Below are 14925 nucleotides of genomic sequence, written 5' to 3' on the forward strand. Positions count from 1 at the left end.
AATAATCAGGGTTGCAGTTACATCTTGCGTAAGTCCTAATTTTAAATAATCAAATTAAAAACTTTGGGGATTTACCATTAGTGGAATGTTATCCAGCACAATTCAATCAGCGAAACAGAATTTGTAATTGAAATCCTCATAAAACAGGTGAGTTGAAAAGAAGCAGGGGCGCAGAGGAGAAGAAAGAAATAAATTTTACTTCTTGCCTCTTACCTCTTGCCTTTTCACTGTCACCTGTCACCGTTTGGCCGACGCTCATGGCGAAGCCTGTTACCTGTCACCTATCTAGGCCATTTGATTTTCAATCGCCCACCGTGCTAATTCAGTACGGTTGTGGAGATTGGTTTTGCCCAACATATTGGACACATGGCTTTCAACAGTACGTTGACTCACATTTAATTCTTCAGCGATTTCTCGATTCGCTAAACCCCTAGCCACGAATTGTACTACTTTCAATTCTGTTGGGGTTAGCTGAACATCAAAAGGAACTTGGATGCGAGAACCGTTTTCGCCACCTTTAATTTGGTGTTCTTTCCAACGAACAGTTTGCTTCAATGAGGATTCTACCTGTGCTACCAGTTCCTCAGGTTCAAAAGGCTTGACCATATATACGTCAGCACCTTTATTTAACCCTTTAACTCGGTCTGCACTTTGACCTTTTGCTGAGAGGAAGAGAACGGGAATCCAACTAGTACGTTCGGTTTGTCGTACTTGTTCGACAAAAGTGTACCCGTCCATTTCCGGCATCATCACGTCGCAGATGATCATATCTGGAACTTCGGTTGCTAGAAGTTCTAGAGCTTCTCTTCCATTTTCCGCCGTGATGACTTCATAGCCTCGGAACTCTAAGTAATCCTTCACCAGCAAGATGAGGTTAGGGTCATCATCAATAAGTAGAAGTCGTTTGTGGTCTTTCATGCTGGGTTCTTTCATAGCTGTGGCACTTGTCGCGCTTCGATCCATTAAGGTATTGATATAGTTATCCTTTATGGTGGATGACTTCGGATGTTGTCTGTTTTTCCCACTTAACTTGCTTTTACCGCCCGAAGTGTTAAAAATAGTAGTTATTTTCAACAAACTTGTAGGTGGCTGGAAAAAGTCTAGTAAGGATACGTATAGCAGTAGTCTTTATAATGCGCTATTATAGATTCCTTTGAAAGGTGCAGGCTAAAAAACCCTGATTAAATTATCATTCTTGCGATTGACAAGAAGGCTTTTTTTTAAGATGACCCTAGCTCAAAATTCACCGCCTCTTTCATTGGTATACTGCTGCTTTACTTATCCTTCGGATGTAAAACCTCTATCAGAGGTTTAAAATCAACCGGGGAGTGTTTGGCTAAGTAAGGTTAAAAATGGAGATTTTTTCACCATACTCATTGCCAATTTCAATTTATTGGTCTGAGATGACCTACTCTAATGACTTCTGGATTTAATTGGCGATACCAGACCCCATCTAGGTAAACTACCATTATCGTTCTAGAACAGCAAACACGCAAGTTTTTGGTTTAGGTAACAGTTGACGGTTGTACGGTTGTAGGGGCAAACGGCCGTTCGCCCCAGGACATGTCACCTGTTACCTGTCCCCTGTTCCCTAGTAGTTTTAGGGATGAGATGACTGTTTGTGGATCACTGTGCTGTTAATCATTGAGTAGATCCCTGATTACAGTTCTATAACAATTTCCCAACTTTGCAAATAAAGTTGTCCATATCAACATATTCATTACTTACGCAACAGACCCAGACAACTAAAATAATTGGATATTTGCACTTACAGTATGGACTGGCTGGTTTAAGTTCGGAAACCCGTACCCAAGCCATGATTGCTATTATGTCGGATCTTTCGCTAGATTAGCACTCATGAGTCGAGAGTGCTAAGAAAGCAATAAAATTTGTATGGCTGCTGTATCTTTAAGCGTTTCCACCGTTAAACCTTTGGGCGATCGTGTTTTTATCAAAGTAAGCGCGCCCCAAGAAAAAACCGCAGGCGGTTTGTATTTGCCCGATAATGCCCAGGAAAAACCCCAAGTAGGCGAAATCGCTGCTGTTGGTCCTGGCAAGCGCAATGACGATGGTACTCGTCAAACCATGGACATTAATGTTGGCGATAAGGTGTTGTACTCCAAGTACGCTGGCACTGATATCAAGTTGGGTACAGAAGAATATGTACTTCTCTCTGAAAAAGATATTTTAGCAATCGTCAGCTAATTGGGTATAGGTGATAGGTAAATATTTTTTCTCATTACCTGTTCACCATTCACCAGTATTCCAGAAAAATTTAATTTACTACCGGGATTTAGACTTATTATGGCAAAGCGCATCATTTACAACGAAAACGCCCGTCGCGCCCTAGAGCGTGGTATTGATATTCTGTCCGAAGCTGTGGCTGTTACCCTTGGTCCTAAAGGTCGTAACGTAGTTCTAGAAAAGAAATTCGGCGCACCACAAATCGTTAATGATGGTGTCACCATCGCTAAGGAAATTGAATTAGAAGACCACATCGAAAATACAGGTGTAGCTCTAATTCGTCAAGCTGCTTCTAAAACCAATGACGCTGCTGGTGATGGTACAACCACAGCTACCGTTTTAGCTCACGCTATTGTTAAAGAAGGCCTACGCAACGTTGCGGCTGGTGCTAATGCAATTTTACTCAAACGCGGTATTGACAAAGCTGCTGGCTTCTTAGTAGAAAAGATTGCTGAACACGCTCGTCCTGTAGAAGATTCTAAGGCGATCGCTCAAGTTGGTTCTATTTCTGCTGGGAACGACGAAGAAGTCGGTAACATGATTGCCCAAGCTATGGATAAAGTGGGTAAAGAAGGCGTAATTTCCCTAGAAGAAGGGAAGTCTATGACCACCGAATTGGAAATTACCGAAGGTATGCGCTTTGAGAAAGGCTATATCTCTCCTTACTTTGCTACTGATGCAGAGCGGATGGAAACAGTTTTCGATGAGCCTTACATCTTGTTAACCGACAAGAAAATTGCTTTAGTACAAGATTTAGTTCCTGTACTCGAACAAGTAGCTCGCGCTGGTCGTCCTTTGGTAATTATTGCTGAAGATATCGAAAAAGAAGCTTTAGCAACCTTGGTTGTTAACCGTTTACGCGGTGTATTGAACGTAGCAGCAGTAAAAGCTCCTGGTTTTGGCGATCGCCGCAAAGCCATGTTAGAAGATATCGCCGTTCTCACTGGTGGTCAAGTTGTCACCGAAGATGCTGGTCTGAAGCTAGAAAACACCAAGTTAGATGGACTGGGTAAAGCTCGCCGCATCACCATCACCAAGGACAACACCACAATCGTAGCTGAAGGTAACGAAGCTGGTGTTAAAGCTCGTTGCGAACAAATCCGTCGTCAAATGGAAGAAACAGAATCTTCCTACGACAAAGAAAAACTCCAAGAGCGTTTGGCTAAATTGTCCGGTGGTGTAGCTGTTGTTAAAGTTGGTGCAGCTACCGAAACCGAAATGAAGGACAAGAAACTGCGCTTGGAAGATGCTATTAACGCTACCAAAGCTGCTGTAGAAGAAGGTATTGTTCCCGGTGGTGGTACAACCCTAGCTCACCTGGCTCCTCAATTAGAAGCTTGGGCGCACAGCAATCTCAAAGATGAAGAATTGACAGGCGCTTTAATAGTCGTTCGTGCTTTACCTGCTCCCCTGAAGAGAATTGCAGAAAACGCTGGTCAAAACGGCGCTGTAATTGCGGAAAGAGTGAAAGAAAAAGATTTCAACATTGGTTTCAATGCTTCTACCAACGAATTTGTTGATATGTTGGAAGCTGGTATTGTTGACCCCGCTAAAGTAACTCGTTCTGCTTTGCAAAACGCTGCTTCTATCGCCGGTATGGTGTTGACAACAGAATGTATCATTGTTGACAAACCAGAACCTAAAGATGCTGCTCCTGCTGCTGGTGCTGGCATGGGTGGCGGAGATTTCGATTACTAAAACCTTTTCTGAGTTTTCCGAGTCTAGATAATGGCCGCCTCCTAACGGAGGCGGCCATTATTTTATGTCACGCAGAGGCGCGGAGAAAATATTTAGTTTGAATGCAACTTACAGATAAAATTTCATCAAATTGTATTCTATTAATACAGAATTTCATATTAAGAGTATTATAAAGTACAAAATAACCATAATTTGTACTTGTTCTCAGGCGTTTTTTGATAACTAGCAACTTGAGTTATATAAAAAGCAGGCGTGGCCTGCTTTCAAGGAAGTTTATATTTAATGTTAATAATCAAAAAACAATCCTTGATGACTAAATTAACCACCACGTCTTAAAGATGTTTCTACCCGTTGGAATTCTATCTGTAGACGTTTTTTCAGTTTTTCAGGAACGGGACGATTAGGATAGGAACTGTAGTGACCTGCAAGGGAGTTGAGAGCAGTTCGCATAGTTGTAAAGGAATTCAGAGAAGCAACAGCCGTATTACGCTGATAACGTGCCGAAAAGTCATTGATTTTTCGGCGTGCTTCTGATTGTAAGGCGGCTTTATCGGGAGAATCTGGTGTTAATTCCAAGGCTTGTCTCAAAATACCAACTACAGCTAAGGTATCCTGACGATAATCACCAGTTAAACTATCAGGACTGCCCGTACAACCAACTAAGCCCATAACTACAACTAAAACTAGAGAAAGCAGACGCGACCAATAACTTTTCATAACCTTTTAGTAGAAAAACAAGTAAATCAAGATTTATCCTATCTTGGATTGGTATACAGGACATAGGAAAAAAATCAATTCCAGAGTGAAAATTGGCAACTTTAAATTCGATAAAACCCTTACTCAGTCTTAATCAGGCGATATAAAGTATCCCTTTGTTGGTAAGGTCTATTTACGGAGGATATGGCATTTTCTAGGGTGGGGACTTCCATACAAGTACCTCCTACAGCCCCGGCCATGGTGGTAATATGTTCTTCCATTAAAGTGCCACCGATATCATTACAACCCCAATTTAAGGCTGCTGTAGCACCTCCTAACCCTAATTTTACCCAGCTTGGTTGGTGATTGGGTATATAATTACCGAGGTAAATTCTAGCTACGGCGGTGAGAAGGAGAGCATCAGCGAGGACTGGTTGATCTCTACCCACCCGTTTACGTAAGGATTTAGGGGCTTCTTGTCCGACAAATGGCAAAACAATAAATTCCGTGATTCTCGCAGGATAACCTTTTTCTATGGCTGTTTGTTGGAGCGATCGCAATTTTTCTAAATGTCCAATTTGCTGTTCTGGGGTTTCAATATGCCCAGATAAAATGGTACTAGTCGTCGGTAGTCCCAATTGATGCGCTGTAGTCACAATTTCTAGCCAAGTGGCTGTATCAATCTTTTCTGGACACAATACCCGTCTGACCTCATCATCTAACACTTCTGCTGCTGTTCCGGGCATTGAACCAACTCCAGCATCCCGCAAAGCTGTAATCACCTCACTATAGGTAATTTCATCTAGTCTGGCGATAAACTGGACTTCCTGGGGAGAAAAAGCGTGTAAATGTAAATGAGGAAATGCGCTTTTAATAGTTTCTACCAGCTTCATATAATAAGGTAAAGACTTACTATTGATCTGTGCTTGTGGATTTAATCCCCCTTGCATACAGATTTCCGTTGCCCCCCGACGCACCGCATCTGTAGTCTTTTCTAAGATTTGCCCCCAGTCTAGCCAGTAGGCATCCCTATCACCATCATCTCGCCGGAAAGCGCAAAAACTACAATGCTGCTCACATACGTTAGTAAAATTAATATTACGATTAATTACGTAAGTAACAACTTCACCAGATTGTTTTTGTCGTAATTGGTCAGCCACAACCTGGATAGAATTTACAGATTCTGGTTCAGTTTGTTTTAATAAAATTACTGCCTCAGAAGGTGATATATTAAACCCTAGTAAAGCACGGTCAAGAATAGTATCCAAAGTAATATTTATCACAATTAGTCAAATTTTAGTATGAATAAATTAAAAGCCAGCCTACCATTACTAATTATTTTATCAGGTGTAATCTTTTCTTGATATAGGAATCCGGTTTGATTCTTGTTCATTAGACATAGGAGTGAAAATTATCCTAGGGACAATTGATGAATTGTCCCTACAAAGGTTTGATGGTTATTGTGATGCGGTTAGCTTATTATATTAATCCTAAATATCCAGTCATATTGCTATCAGAAAACCAGCAGATTTAGCAACTACTTTAGAAAAGGTTACTCAAGCAAACGCAGAAAAATATAATCGTGTTCTTTGGTTAGATAGTGGTAATCCCGTATGGTCTAAACTGAAAAATGAAGCAGAAGTAGAAACAGCAAAACAAAAGATAGAAAAAGTTTTTTTATCTCAGTTTAAGTGAATAGAAAGTCAAAATATTGCTGGGACAATGACTCTTGATGATTTTAGCGCTAGTACAGCACGGCGTAAATAAAACAACCATTCTCAATCACTAAAAAGCTTACGCCATATTATTTTTGACTTTTGACTTTTGACTTCCGCCTTGCGGTACTAGGCTTTACCTTAAGTCTACCAAAACTTAACCAAAAACTTAAAATTTATCAGTTCTCTTAATACCCAGATTGTAGTAGCCTATTCTAGAGTTAACCTTTATAATGTCAACCCAGCAATTTTAAAATTACTACTTATTTTATGAATACAAACTCATCTAATTCCCTTTTAGCAGTTCCCACGGGTGCATTAAAAATTTCTGAATCTACAGCAAATGGCAACCATCCCATTCTCCTATCTTTAGTGATTCCTACTTACAAAGAGCATGACAATGTTGAAAATATAGTCAAAATACTCAGTAACTTACTGGATGAAGCTATCCCTGGAGATTATGAACTGATTATAGTGGATGATGATAGTCCTGATTTAACTTGGGAAGTAGCACAATCTCTCATTCCAGATTATCCCCAATTACGGGTGATGCGTCGTCATGATGAACGGGGGCTATCTTCAGCAGTAATTCGTGGCTGGCAAGCTGCTACAGGGCGTGTATTAGGCGTTATTGATGGGGATTTACAGCATCCTCCAGAGATATTAACACAACTGTTACAGAAGATAGAAGCAGGTGCTGATTTAGCTTTAGCTAGTCGTCATGTAGATGGTGGTGGTGTCAGTAGTTGGAGTGTAGTTAGACGGTTTTTATCCCGTGGGGCGCAGGTGCTGGGATTGGTAATTTTACCAGGTGTATTAGGTAGGGTTACTGATCCAATGAGTGGTTATTTTATGGTGAGACGGAGTGCGATCGCTGGGGCAACCATGAACCCCGTAGGGTATAAAATTCTCTTAGAAGTCATTGGAAGGGGACAGGTGGGAGAAATTGCCGAAGCAGGTTATGTATTCCGGGAACGTAGAGAAGGTCAAAGCAAAGTAACCTGGAAACAATATGTAGAGTATATTCAACATTTAATCAGGTTACGAGTATCCACTGGTAGGTTAGGTAAAATTCGCCTCAAGTTTAACTTCCCCATTGGGCGTTTTATCCGCTTTGGTGTAGTAGGATTGAGTGGTGTATGTGTGGATATGCTGATACTTTATTTACTCAGTGATCCGACAACCTTAGCATGGCCTCTAACACGCAGTAAAATAATTGCTGGTGAAATTGCGATTTTCAATAACTTCCTATGGAATGATGCCTGGACATTTGCGGATGTTTCCATGAACCAGAAAGGATGGAAACCAAGGATAAAACGCTTTTTGAAATTCAACGTTGTTTGTTTAGCTGGGTTAGTGTTGAATGTGTTGGTATTGAATTTAGTCTTTAATTTCCTAATTCCTAACCGCTATATTGCTAACTTTACAGCAATTGGTGTGGCCACAATTTGGAATTTCTGGGTTAACCTAAAACTAAGCTGGCGAGTAACTGAAGTTAAATAACATTCCCCTTAGCAATGGTGGACTATAGGGGCCTGATTATGTGCATCTTCATAGAAAATTGGTATTAACATCGCCGTAACTGCGCTAATAAAACCACAATTTCATCTATTGCGACTCTCAAAACTCTATTAGGTTTCTCAGATTGATTTACCAAAATACTAAAAACCAACGGCTCATAATTAGGTACATTCACATATCCAGATAAAGCAGAAATTCCTCCCAAAGTTCCTGTTTTTCCCGCAACAATTCCCACAGCAGGAGTATTCAGAAAACGCTCTTTTAAAGTTCCTTTTACACCGCCAATAGCTAAAGAAACCCGAAAAACTTCTGCTTGGGATGATTTAGCCATTGCTTGTAAAAGTTGTACTAAAGCTATGGGAGTCGTTAAGTTTTTGCGAGATAAACCAGAACCATCTACAATTATATAACCATCTGCGTCAACTCCTAATTGAGTTAATGTTTCTCTCACTACTTCTAATCCAACATCAGCCGTATTTTTATTTTTTTCTCCTGTTTTTTTAATAGCCAAACTTCTAAGTAAAGCCTCAGCATACAAATTATTACTATTAATATTTGTTTCTATTAATAACTCAGATAACGGTGGAGATTCTACTGCGGCTATTTCTTTTTTTAGGTCATTTTCATAAAGATAATTACTCGTAGTTTCTTTAATACTAATTCCTTCCATAGCTAAATGCTGGCGAAATTTTCCTAAAAAATTAATAGTTGGATCAAATACAGCTAAACCAGTGGTTGCTGCTTCAGAATTAACAGGCAATTGTCCTTTAATTTGCAAAATTTGTCCTTTTAAATCACGATTTACCTTGACAAAGCCAGGTTCATTAGCTGGAGTAGTCATGGTATTATTTTCAATTTGCCAAGAGTATGCTTCCGTAGGATCAGCCCATTTTATTTGTAATGGTTGTCCAATATTTTGGGGTAAAAAAGTTACTGTAGTGGCATTTTCATTAATAATTAAACTGTTAACAGGTACACCATAATCAGCCTGAATATCTTCCCATTGCCAACTAGAATTAACTACCGATCCTTGAAAATAACTCTCATCAGCAATTAACTGATTAATTTGACGGATTCCTTGTTGATATAGTTGTTTTGATAGTATTGTTAATTGAGCATTTTTCAGACTCGGATCTCCCCTACCTACTACCCGTAAAATACCATTACCATCATCATAAATAGAGGTACGAATCCGAAAATCTGCCCCTAATGTTTGTAATGCGGCTGCGGTAGTAAATAGCTTAATATTAGAAGCAGGAATAAAATACTTCTGGGCATCTTGACTATAAAGAATTTTGTCTGATGATAATGTTTTGACTAAAATTCCCCAACGCGCTCGATTAAATTGGGGACTATTGGTAATATTATTAATCGCTGATGATAATTGAGACGGACAAATTGATTTTGTTGGAGTAGTTTGTGTAACTGGGGTTTGTGCTTTAGCTATTTCTTGGATACTAGAAATTTGAACACTGAAAAACAGTAATACTAAGCTAATAAAAGATTTTTTTGACATATTACCAGTTATTTGGTCTAGCTAGATTTTTGAATTTTGTAAATTGTGGATCAAATAATAGTTTAATTGTTCCTGTTGGTCCATTACGATGTTTAGCTAAATGTACTTCTGCAATACCTCTATCTGGTGTATCTGGTGAATAATATTCATCACGATATAACATCATGACTATATCCGCATCTTGTTCAATTGAATTGTGAACAATGATATTATTGGCAACAAAATTATGCAAATGAGGAACTGTTAAATCAAATACTTCTTCTTCTCCATCTAATTTAATTGATATAATTTCATCCCAATAAATATCAGTATTAGCAAAAGCAGGTAGCTCGCCAGATTTAACAATATTGGCAACTCTTAATGCTCGTGAGAACAAATCTTGAGGGACACATTTTTCGTAAGACCTCAAAGCAAAAACTCCAAGAGATTCTACCCATTTGGCTATTGAATTTCTAATACCATGAGTTAGGCGTTGTGCTGCGGACAAATAAACCTGATACCAACGACGTTCCGGTGAAATTCTGGAAACAATTGCATCACTAAACAATTCTTTTGCTAAGAAAGCAACATTCTCTGGTACATCTATTTCTCTAGTGGTGTATTTTATAGCATGACTTGGTAGTGTACAACCCCCTAATAATGCAACTTCAGAATAAGTCATGGTTTGTTTACCAATAATTGGCAAATGTCTTGGTAAGCAAATATATTGTTTAGAACTTAATTCATCCAATCTTTTCCAACCATTAATAGTTAAAAATTGATGATTGGCAGTAGCACTAATTTTTCTACCTAATCGGGTTTTTAATGTAAATACTGGTTTAATACCTGTAGAAAATGCGTTAGTAACAATAGCTTTTTCTAATTTCATTGTATTTTCATTTAATGCCCAAACGGCAAAGCCAGATTTACCTACTAAATCTTTAATTGGTACTTGTAAACCTGTATCCGCTAATCTTACTAAAGAATCTCCTGTTAAACAGCCAGATTCTCTCAAATCAGATAACATGGGACGTTTATTGGTTCTGGCTTCTACACCGCGACTTAACTGGGATAAGGCAATGATTGGTACAGATAATTCTCTGGCTAAACCTTTTAAAGAACGGGTAATTCTTGATAATTCTTGTACGCGATTATCACCTGCTCCTTCCATTAATTGCAAGTAATCTATTATTATTAATCCCAAATCTTTATTTTGTTCAGCTTGTAGTCTTCTGGCTTGACTTCGTATTTGGGTAACTGTAATATTTGCCGTATCATCAATAAAAATTGGGGTTTCTGATAGCTTATCAATGGCACGACTTAAATTTTCCCATTGATTTTGGGCAATGCGTCCACTTCTTAAATAACTGCTTTCAATTCCTGCTTCACTCGCTAATAATCTCTGTACTAGCTGTTCTTTGGACATTTCTAAACTAAATACCGCTACTGGTAATTGATAACCAGCAGCAATATTATGAGCCAGATTTAAGCAAAATGCTGTTTTCCCCATTGACGGCCTAGCAGCGACGATAATTAAATCAGAACGCTGAAAACCAGTGGTCATGGCATCTAAATCATAAAAACCGCAGGGTATTCCTGGTAAAGCAATTCCTTGATGTCGAGTTTCAATATCTTGAAAAGTATTAATTAAAGTGTCACCAATATGAATTAATCCTGATTGGGTTTTTTCTTGGGTGACGTTAAAGATTTTTTGTTCTGCATTATCTAGAACAATTGGTAATTCTGTTTCTGTCTCATAACCTAGATGAACAATTTCATTACCTGCTTTAATTAATTGTCGTCGCAGATATTTCTCCATTACTAATTCTGCGAGGGCATCAATATTAACTGCGGAAACTGTGCGGTCTACTAATGTTGCTAGTTTATTTCTGCCACCAATACGGGTTAATAGATCATTATCTGTTAACCAACTGGTAATAGAAAGTAAGTCTGTGGGTTTTTGCTGGGTATGCAGACGCAGGGCAGCTTTATAGATGATTTTATGGTCACTAATATAAAATGCTTCGGGAACTAGGCGATCGCTCACTCGACCAATTGCCTCTGGATCTAGTAGAATACCCCCTAAAATCGCTTCCTCCGCTTCTATGTTTTGTGGTGGTAGGCGATTACTACCATCACTTTGAAAGCTTAGTTCTTCAGCCATAATATTTTAAATGTTAGCGATTTTGGATGTTTACCTAATTATCCAAAACCGATATCCTAATTTTAAATTTTGGATTTTGGATTTTCGATTAAAGATTGAAAATTTAAAAATGTCCGCAGCCACCAAATTTATTCGAGGATAAATCCAAAATCTCAAATTAATTGATAAACTCTTGGCTTAATTGCTGAAGTCAATCTAAAATCTAAAATCTAAAATCCAAAATTGTGTCACCGTTAGTTAGAGACGACTTCAATGTTAATTTCTGCTGTTACTTCAGAATGGAGTTTGATTTCAGCTTTGTAAGTACCCAATTTACTAATATCGGCAATGGCAATACCACGACGATCAATTTCTAGATTAGCTGCTGCTTGAATGACATCTGCTACATCTTGGGTAGTAACTGTACCGAAAATAGCTTCGTTTTCACCAACTTGCTTGGCAATTTTTAAGCTACCAAGTTTTTCTAAAGCTGCTTTCTGCTCAGTTGCTTGTTGTTTGAGTTCTAATTGTCTTAGACGTTCTTGTTCACGTCTGCGTTCTACTTGTTTGAGAATGCCAGGTGTAGCACGGGCGGCTAAACTCTGAGGAATCAGGTAGTTACGAGCATAACCGGGAGCTACTTCTACTAAGTCGCCGATTTTTCCTAGCTTGCTGACATCTTTTGTTAAAACTAATTGCACACGTTTCGCCATTGTTTTTCGCTTTTCTTTGTAAAATCTTAGTTATTTGGGTGTCATTAGGGTGGCTTTTCAAAATTGTAGCTTGATCCTCAGCGACTTTGAACATACCCACAACCTAAAAATTCTAGCGAAATTTGGGGGCGATCGCAACACTAAATCCCCAACCAAATTTTCTACAGATAGAATCGTATAATTTGCTACTTTTACTCAATTATGTCACTTAAAACATATCCTTCATGCCACGAATTCGGGCAAAGGTTTGGATACCATCATCACTCTTTGCTGTTGCTTGTAGAGATGGTTCTTCCCAACGTAAAAAAGGATTGGTGAGTTTTTCCACTCCTAAAATTGATGGAATTGTTGGTTCTAATTTATCCCGTTGAGCCTTAACATCTTGGTAACGTTTTTGTAAATCTGCATTTCCAGCATCCACCGTCACCGCAAACCGCAAATTGCTTAAAGTGTATTCATGGGCGCACCACACGCGAGTATGATCAGGTAAAGCCCTAAGTTTACTTAATGAATCTACCATTTGCCCTGGTGTACCTTCAAATAAACGACCGCAACCTCCCGCAAACAATGTATCACCACAGAACAATTCTCCAGGCTCTCCTGGACTTGCTGGGGGGAAATAGTAAGCAATATGAGCGCGAGTATGTCCAGGTACAAAGAATACATTAGCAGTGCGATCGCTAAATTGGATGCGATCGCCTTCCTGTAAAAACACCTGTTGTCCCGGAATCCTTCCCCGATCTTCTATACCACCATATACTTTTAGTTCAGGAAATACCTTGATTAATCCTGTATTGCCACCCACATGATCTCCGTGATGGTGAGTATTGAAAATAGCAACTAATTGAGCATTGAGTTTACTTAATTCCGCTAAAACTGGTTGAGATTCCGCCGGATCAACAACCACAGCAATATTTTGTTGTGGATCATGCAGTAAAAATATATAGTTGTCTGAAAGTACAGGTATCCGAATTACTTGCATCCGCTTTTATTCCACTACAAGAATATGATAAATAAATAAAAATATAGCGCCAGGCACTTTTTGCTGAATATTGGGTATAAACCAGAAAAATACAGTCTTTTAAACTTAAAGCTGAAGCGATAAAATTTAACTTCAACTTTCATTTTCCAACTTACCCCATACTACAGTTATTACCTGGACGCTGATTGTTAGACGTTCTTTTTCTGGGTCTCACGCCAAACTTCGGCCATTCTTCCCCAGTTAGTGCTAAATTCATCGAAACCCATCAGAGTTCCTGGTGTTTCTTCATCCCAAGAGGCGGAAAGAACACCATAGGTAATTCCCAACACACCTAAACCAAACAATCCCATATTCACCAATAAAACGGCGATAGGTGGAAGTTGGACATGAGCTAAGGTGACTAGGAGATAGCTAATTACTAAACTAGCAATCCCTAAAAATGTAGGAATACCGCAAAAACCAGCCACTCGGCGAATCATCCGCTGGCTAACTACTTCAGGAATCGCCATTTCTTGTTTAGAATAACGACGTTGCTGTTGAGGTTTTTCTTGAGTTTCCTTGGTTTTGATAACGGGTTGACTAATAGCCTTAGCGGGTTTTGGACGCTTTTTGTTTGGCTCAAAAGGTAAGGCACTACGTTCCGATTCTTCAGCAGCCATAAGAATTAGTTCCTAACCGCGAATACCAAGACGAGTAATTAAAGCTCTATATTTTTCCTGACTACCTGCTTGGATATAAGCTAGAAGACGCTTTCTTTGTCCAATCATCTTCAGTAATCCTCTACGGGAAGAATGGTCTTTTTTATTAGCTTGCAAATGTTGACTAAGGCGGTTAATGCGGTCAGTTAGCATTGCCACTTGAACTTCAGACGAACCAGTGTCGGTTTCGTGAACTTGGTAGCCAGAAATTATTTCTTGTTTGCGCTGTTGCGTCAGAGCCATGATTGATTAAATCTTTATTCTTTCTAAATTTGTGTAGCAGTTTCCTATCATATCACAGCCATCAATCACTGTGGCAAATTCTTGATCACTGGTAGGGCTGAGGAAAACCCGCCCAGGAGTTCAGAAGTTCAGAAAGAAGAGGGAAGAACTAAAAATATAATTCTCCTCCGCTCCCCTGCCCCTACTCCTTACTGTGGAGACTTGAGAGCTTGATCTAAAATCTGTCTGGCTTGTTCTGCTTTTGATCTAGCTTCCTGATAGCGCAGATTCGCTTGGGCAAAGTTTTTGAGAACCTTAAAACCTTCTTTGAGATAGGTAATTTCTTCCTCGGTTACGGATTTATCGGAAAATAGTACATCAATGGCTTTGCGAATTTCCAAGGCTTCTGTGCGCGATTCTTGCACCTTTAACTTTAAAGAAGCTAAATTACTGAGAATTTGAACTGCTTGGGTAATCTCATCTTCACGACTAGAAGTATCTGTAGTTGGTTCTTTCACCTCTATTAACTGTTGGGGACCAAATCCTTCCTCTAGTTCCGTTGGTAATTCACCAGCGTCCATAAGTTCCATTAACTGATCCATTGCTTTGTCACGGGCTTTAGCGGAATCTTTGCCAGGAACGGTGAGAATAATTTCTGGGCTTTGAGCGAGACTGTACTGAACCATAGGTGTATATATAAATCCTATAATGTAGGGGCGTTCGCGTAGCGTGCTGGAAGCATCAGCATTTGGACAATTAATTATCGGTTTTTACCCAAGACTATCATCCGAATGCTTC

13 protein-coding genes are annotated in these 14925 nt (G+C 39.2%); 3 read left to right on the forward strand and 10 right to left on the reverse strand.

Annotation, left to right across the window (positions count from 1 at the left end; genetic code table 11):
• Window positions 1-285: 285 nt before the first annotated feature.
• On the reverse strand, window positions 286-963 hold the full coding sequence (locus CUN59_RS15445; RefSeq protein ID WP_104388702.1) for a response regulator transcription factor: 678 nt from the start codon (window positions 961-963) through the stop codon (window positions 286-288).
• A 930-nt stretch (window positions 964-1893) separates the two neighbouring features.
• Here CUN59_RS15445 and groES point away from each other — a divergent pair.
• Window positions 1894-2205, forward strand: a complete 312-nt coding sequence (groES, locus tag CUN59_RS15455; RefSeq protein WP_104388679.1) for a co-chaperone GroES — start codon at window positions 1894-1896, stop codon at window positions 2203-2205.
• A 99-nt stretch (window positions 2206-2304) separates the two neighbouring features.
• The gene (gene groL / locus CUN59_RS15460) at window positions 2305-3942 is read left to right on the forward strand and encodes a chaperonin GroEL (RefSeq protein WP_104388680.1); all 1638 of its coding nucleotides are present in this window, start codon (window positions 2305-2307) and stop codon (window positions 3940-3942) included.
• A gap of 318 nt (window positions 3943-4260) precedes the next feature.
• Here groL and psb27 read toward each other — a convergent pair whose 3' ends face one another.
• Both psb27 and cofH read right to left on the reverse strand, forming a co-directional pair.
• Window positions 4261-4659, reverse strand: a complete 399-nt coding sequence (psb27, locus tag CUN59_RS15465) for a photosystem II protein Psb27 (RefSeq protein WP_104388681.1) — start codon at window positions 4657-4659, stop codon at window positions 4261-4263.
• A gap of 119 nt (window positions 4660-4778) precedes the next feature.
• Complete coding sequence (gene cofH, locus CUN59_RS15470) at window positions 4779-5921, reverse strand: 7,8-didemethyl-8-hydroxy-5-deazariboflavin synthase subunit CofH (protein WP_104388682.1); 1143 nt, start codon at window positions 5919-5921, stop codon at window positions 4779-4781.
• A gap of 702 nt (window positions 5922-6623) precedes the next feature.
• On the opposite strand from cofH, the gene CUN59_RS15475 reads away from it, so the two are divergent.
• The gene (locus CUN59_RS15475) at window positions 6624-7856 is read left to right on the forward strand and encodes a glycosyltransferase (RefSeq protein ID WP_104388683.1); all 1233 of its coding nucleotides are present in this window, start codon (window positions 6624-6626) and stop codon (window positions 7854-7856) included.
• 64 nt (window positions 7857-7920) lie between these two features.
• On the opposite strand, the gene dacB is transcribed toward CUN59_RS15475, so the two are convergent.
• The 7 genes from dacB to CUN59_RS15510 all read right to left on the reverse strand — a co-directional run bounded on the left by dacB (window position 7921) and on the right by CUN59_RS15510 (window position 14813).
• Window positions 7921-9390, reverse strand: a complete 1470-nt coding sequence (dacB, locus tag CUN59_RS15480; RefSeq protein WP_104388684.1) for a D-alanyl-D-alanine carboxypeptidase/D-alanyl-D-alanine endopeptidase — start codon at window positions 9388-9390, stop codon at window positions 7921-7923.
• Between the two features lies 1 nt (window position 9391).
• Window positions 9392-11533: a replicative DNA helicase gene (locus CUN59_RS15485; protein WP_104388685.1), complete on the reverse strand. Its 2142-nt coding sequence runs from the start codon at window positions 11531-11533 to the stop codon at window positions 9392-9394.
• Between the two features lie 233 nt (window positions 11534-11766).
• Window positions 11767-12225, reverse strand: coding sequence for a 50S ribosomal protein L9 (gene rplI, locus CUN59_RS15490; RefSeq protein WP_104388686.1), 459 nt, complete (start codon window positions 12223-12225; stop codon window positions 11767-11769).
• A gap of 208 nt (window positions 12226-12433) precedes the next feature.
• Complete coding sequence (gene gloB, locus CUN59_RS15495) at window positions 12434-13207, reverse strand: hydroxyacylglutathione hydrolase (RefSeq protein ID WP_104388687.1); 774 nt, start codon at window positions 13205-13207, stop codon at window positions 12434-12436.
• A gap of 188 nt (window positions 13208-13395) precedes the next feature.
• Entirely contained in the window at window positions 13396-13866 is a 471-nt protein-coding gene (locus CUN59_RS15500) for a PAM68 family protein (RefSeq protein WP_104388688.1), read from the reverse strand.
• A gap of 12 nt (window positions 13867-13878) precedes the next feature.
• A complete protein-coding gene (gene rpsO, locus CUN59_RS15505) occupies window positions 13879-14148 on the reverse strand; it encodes a 30S ribosomal protein S15 (protein WP_104388689.1) in 270 nt (89 codons plus the stop codon).
• Window positions 14149-14336: 188 nt separating this feature from the next.
• Window positions 14337-14813, reverse strand: coding sequence for a hypothetical protein (locus tag CUN59_RS15510; protein ID WP_104388690.1), 477 nt, complete (start codon window positions 14811-14813; stop codon window positions 14337-14339).
• Between the last annotated feature and the right edge of the window lie 112 nt (window positions 14814-14925).

The sequence above is a fragment of the Cuspidothrix issatschenkoi CHARLIE-1 genome (assembly GCF_002934005.1).
In the GTDB taxonomy this organism is placed as follows: Bacteria; Cyanobacteriota; Cyanobacteriia; order Cyanobacteriales; family Nostocaceae; genus Cuspidothrix; species Cuspidothrix issatschenkoi.

What these genes read in the sequence shown, in the direction of transcription:
- CUN59_RS15445 (WP_104388702.1), bottom strand. Translation starts at nt 963, where the DNA reads ATGGATCGAAGCGCGACAAGTGCCACAGCTATGAAAGAACCCAGCATG.
- groES (WP_104388679.1), top strand. Translation starts at nt 1,894, where the DNA reads ATGGCTGCTGTATCTTTAAGCGTTTCCACCGTTAAACCTTTGGGCGAT.
- groL (WP_104388680.1), top strand. Translation starts at nt 2,305, where the DNA reads ATGGCAAAGCGCATCATTTACAACGAAAACGCCCGTCGCGCCCTAGAG.
- psb27 (WP_104388681.1), bottom strand. Translation starts at nt 4,659, where the DNA reads ATGAAAAGTTATTGGTCGCGTCTGCTTTCTCTAGTTTTAGTTGTAGTT.
- CUN59_RS15475 (WP_104388683.1), top strand. Translation starts at nt 6,624, where the DNA reads ATGAATACAAACTCATCTAATTCCCTTTTAGCAGTTCCCACGGGTGCA.
- dacB (WP_104388684.1), bottom strand. Translation starts at nt 9,390, where the DNA reads ATGTCAAAAAAATCTTTTATTAGCTTAGTATTACTGTTTTTCAGTGTT.
- CUN59_RS15485 (WP_104388685.1), bottom strand. Translation starts at nt 11,533, where the DNA reads ATGGCTGAAGAACTAAGCTTTCAAAGTGATGGTAGTAATCGCCTACCA.
- rplI (WP_104388686.1), bottom strand. Translation starts at nt 12,225, where the DNA reads ATGGCGAAACGTGTGCAATTAGTTTTAACAAAAGATGTCAGCAAGCTA.
- gloB (WP_104388687.1), bottom strand. Translation starts at nt 13,207, where the DNA reads ATGCAAGTAATTCGGATACCTGTACTTTCAGACAACTATATATTTTTA.
- CUN59_RS15500 (WP_104388688.1), bottom strand. Translation starts at nt 13,866, where the DNA reads ATGGCTGCTGAAGAATCGGAACGTAGTGCCTTACCTTTTGAGCCAAAC.
- rpsO (WP_104388689.1), bottom strand. Translation starts at nt 14,148, where the DNA reads ATGGCTCTGACGCAACAGCGCAAACAAGAAATAATTTCTGGCTACCAA.
- CUN59_RS15510 (WP_104388690.1), bottom strand. Translation starts at nt 14,813, where the DNA reads ATGGTTCAGTACAGTCTCGCTCAAAGCCCAGAAATTATTCTCACCGTT.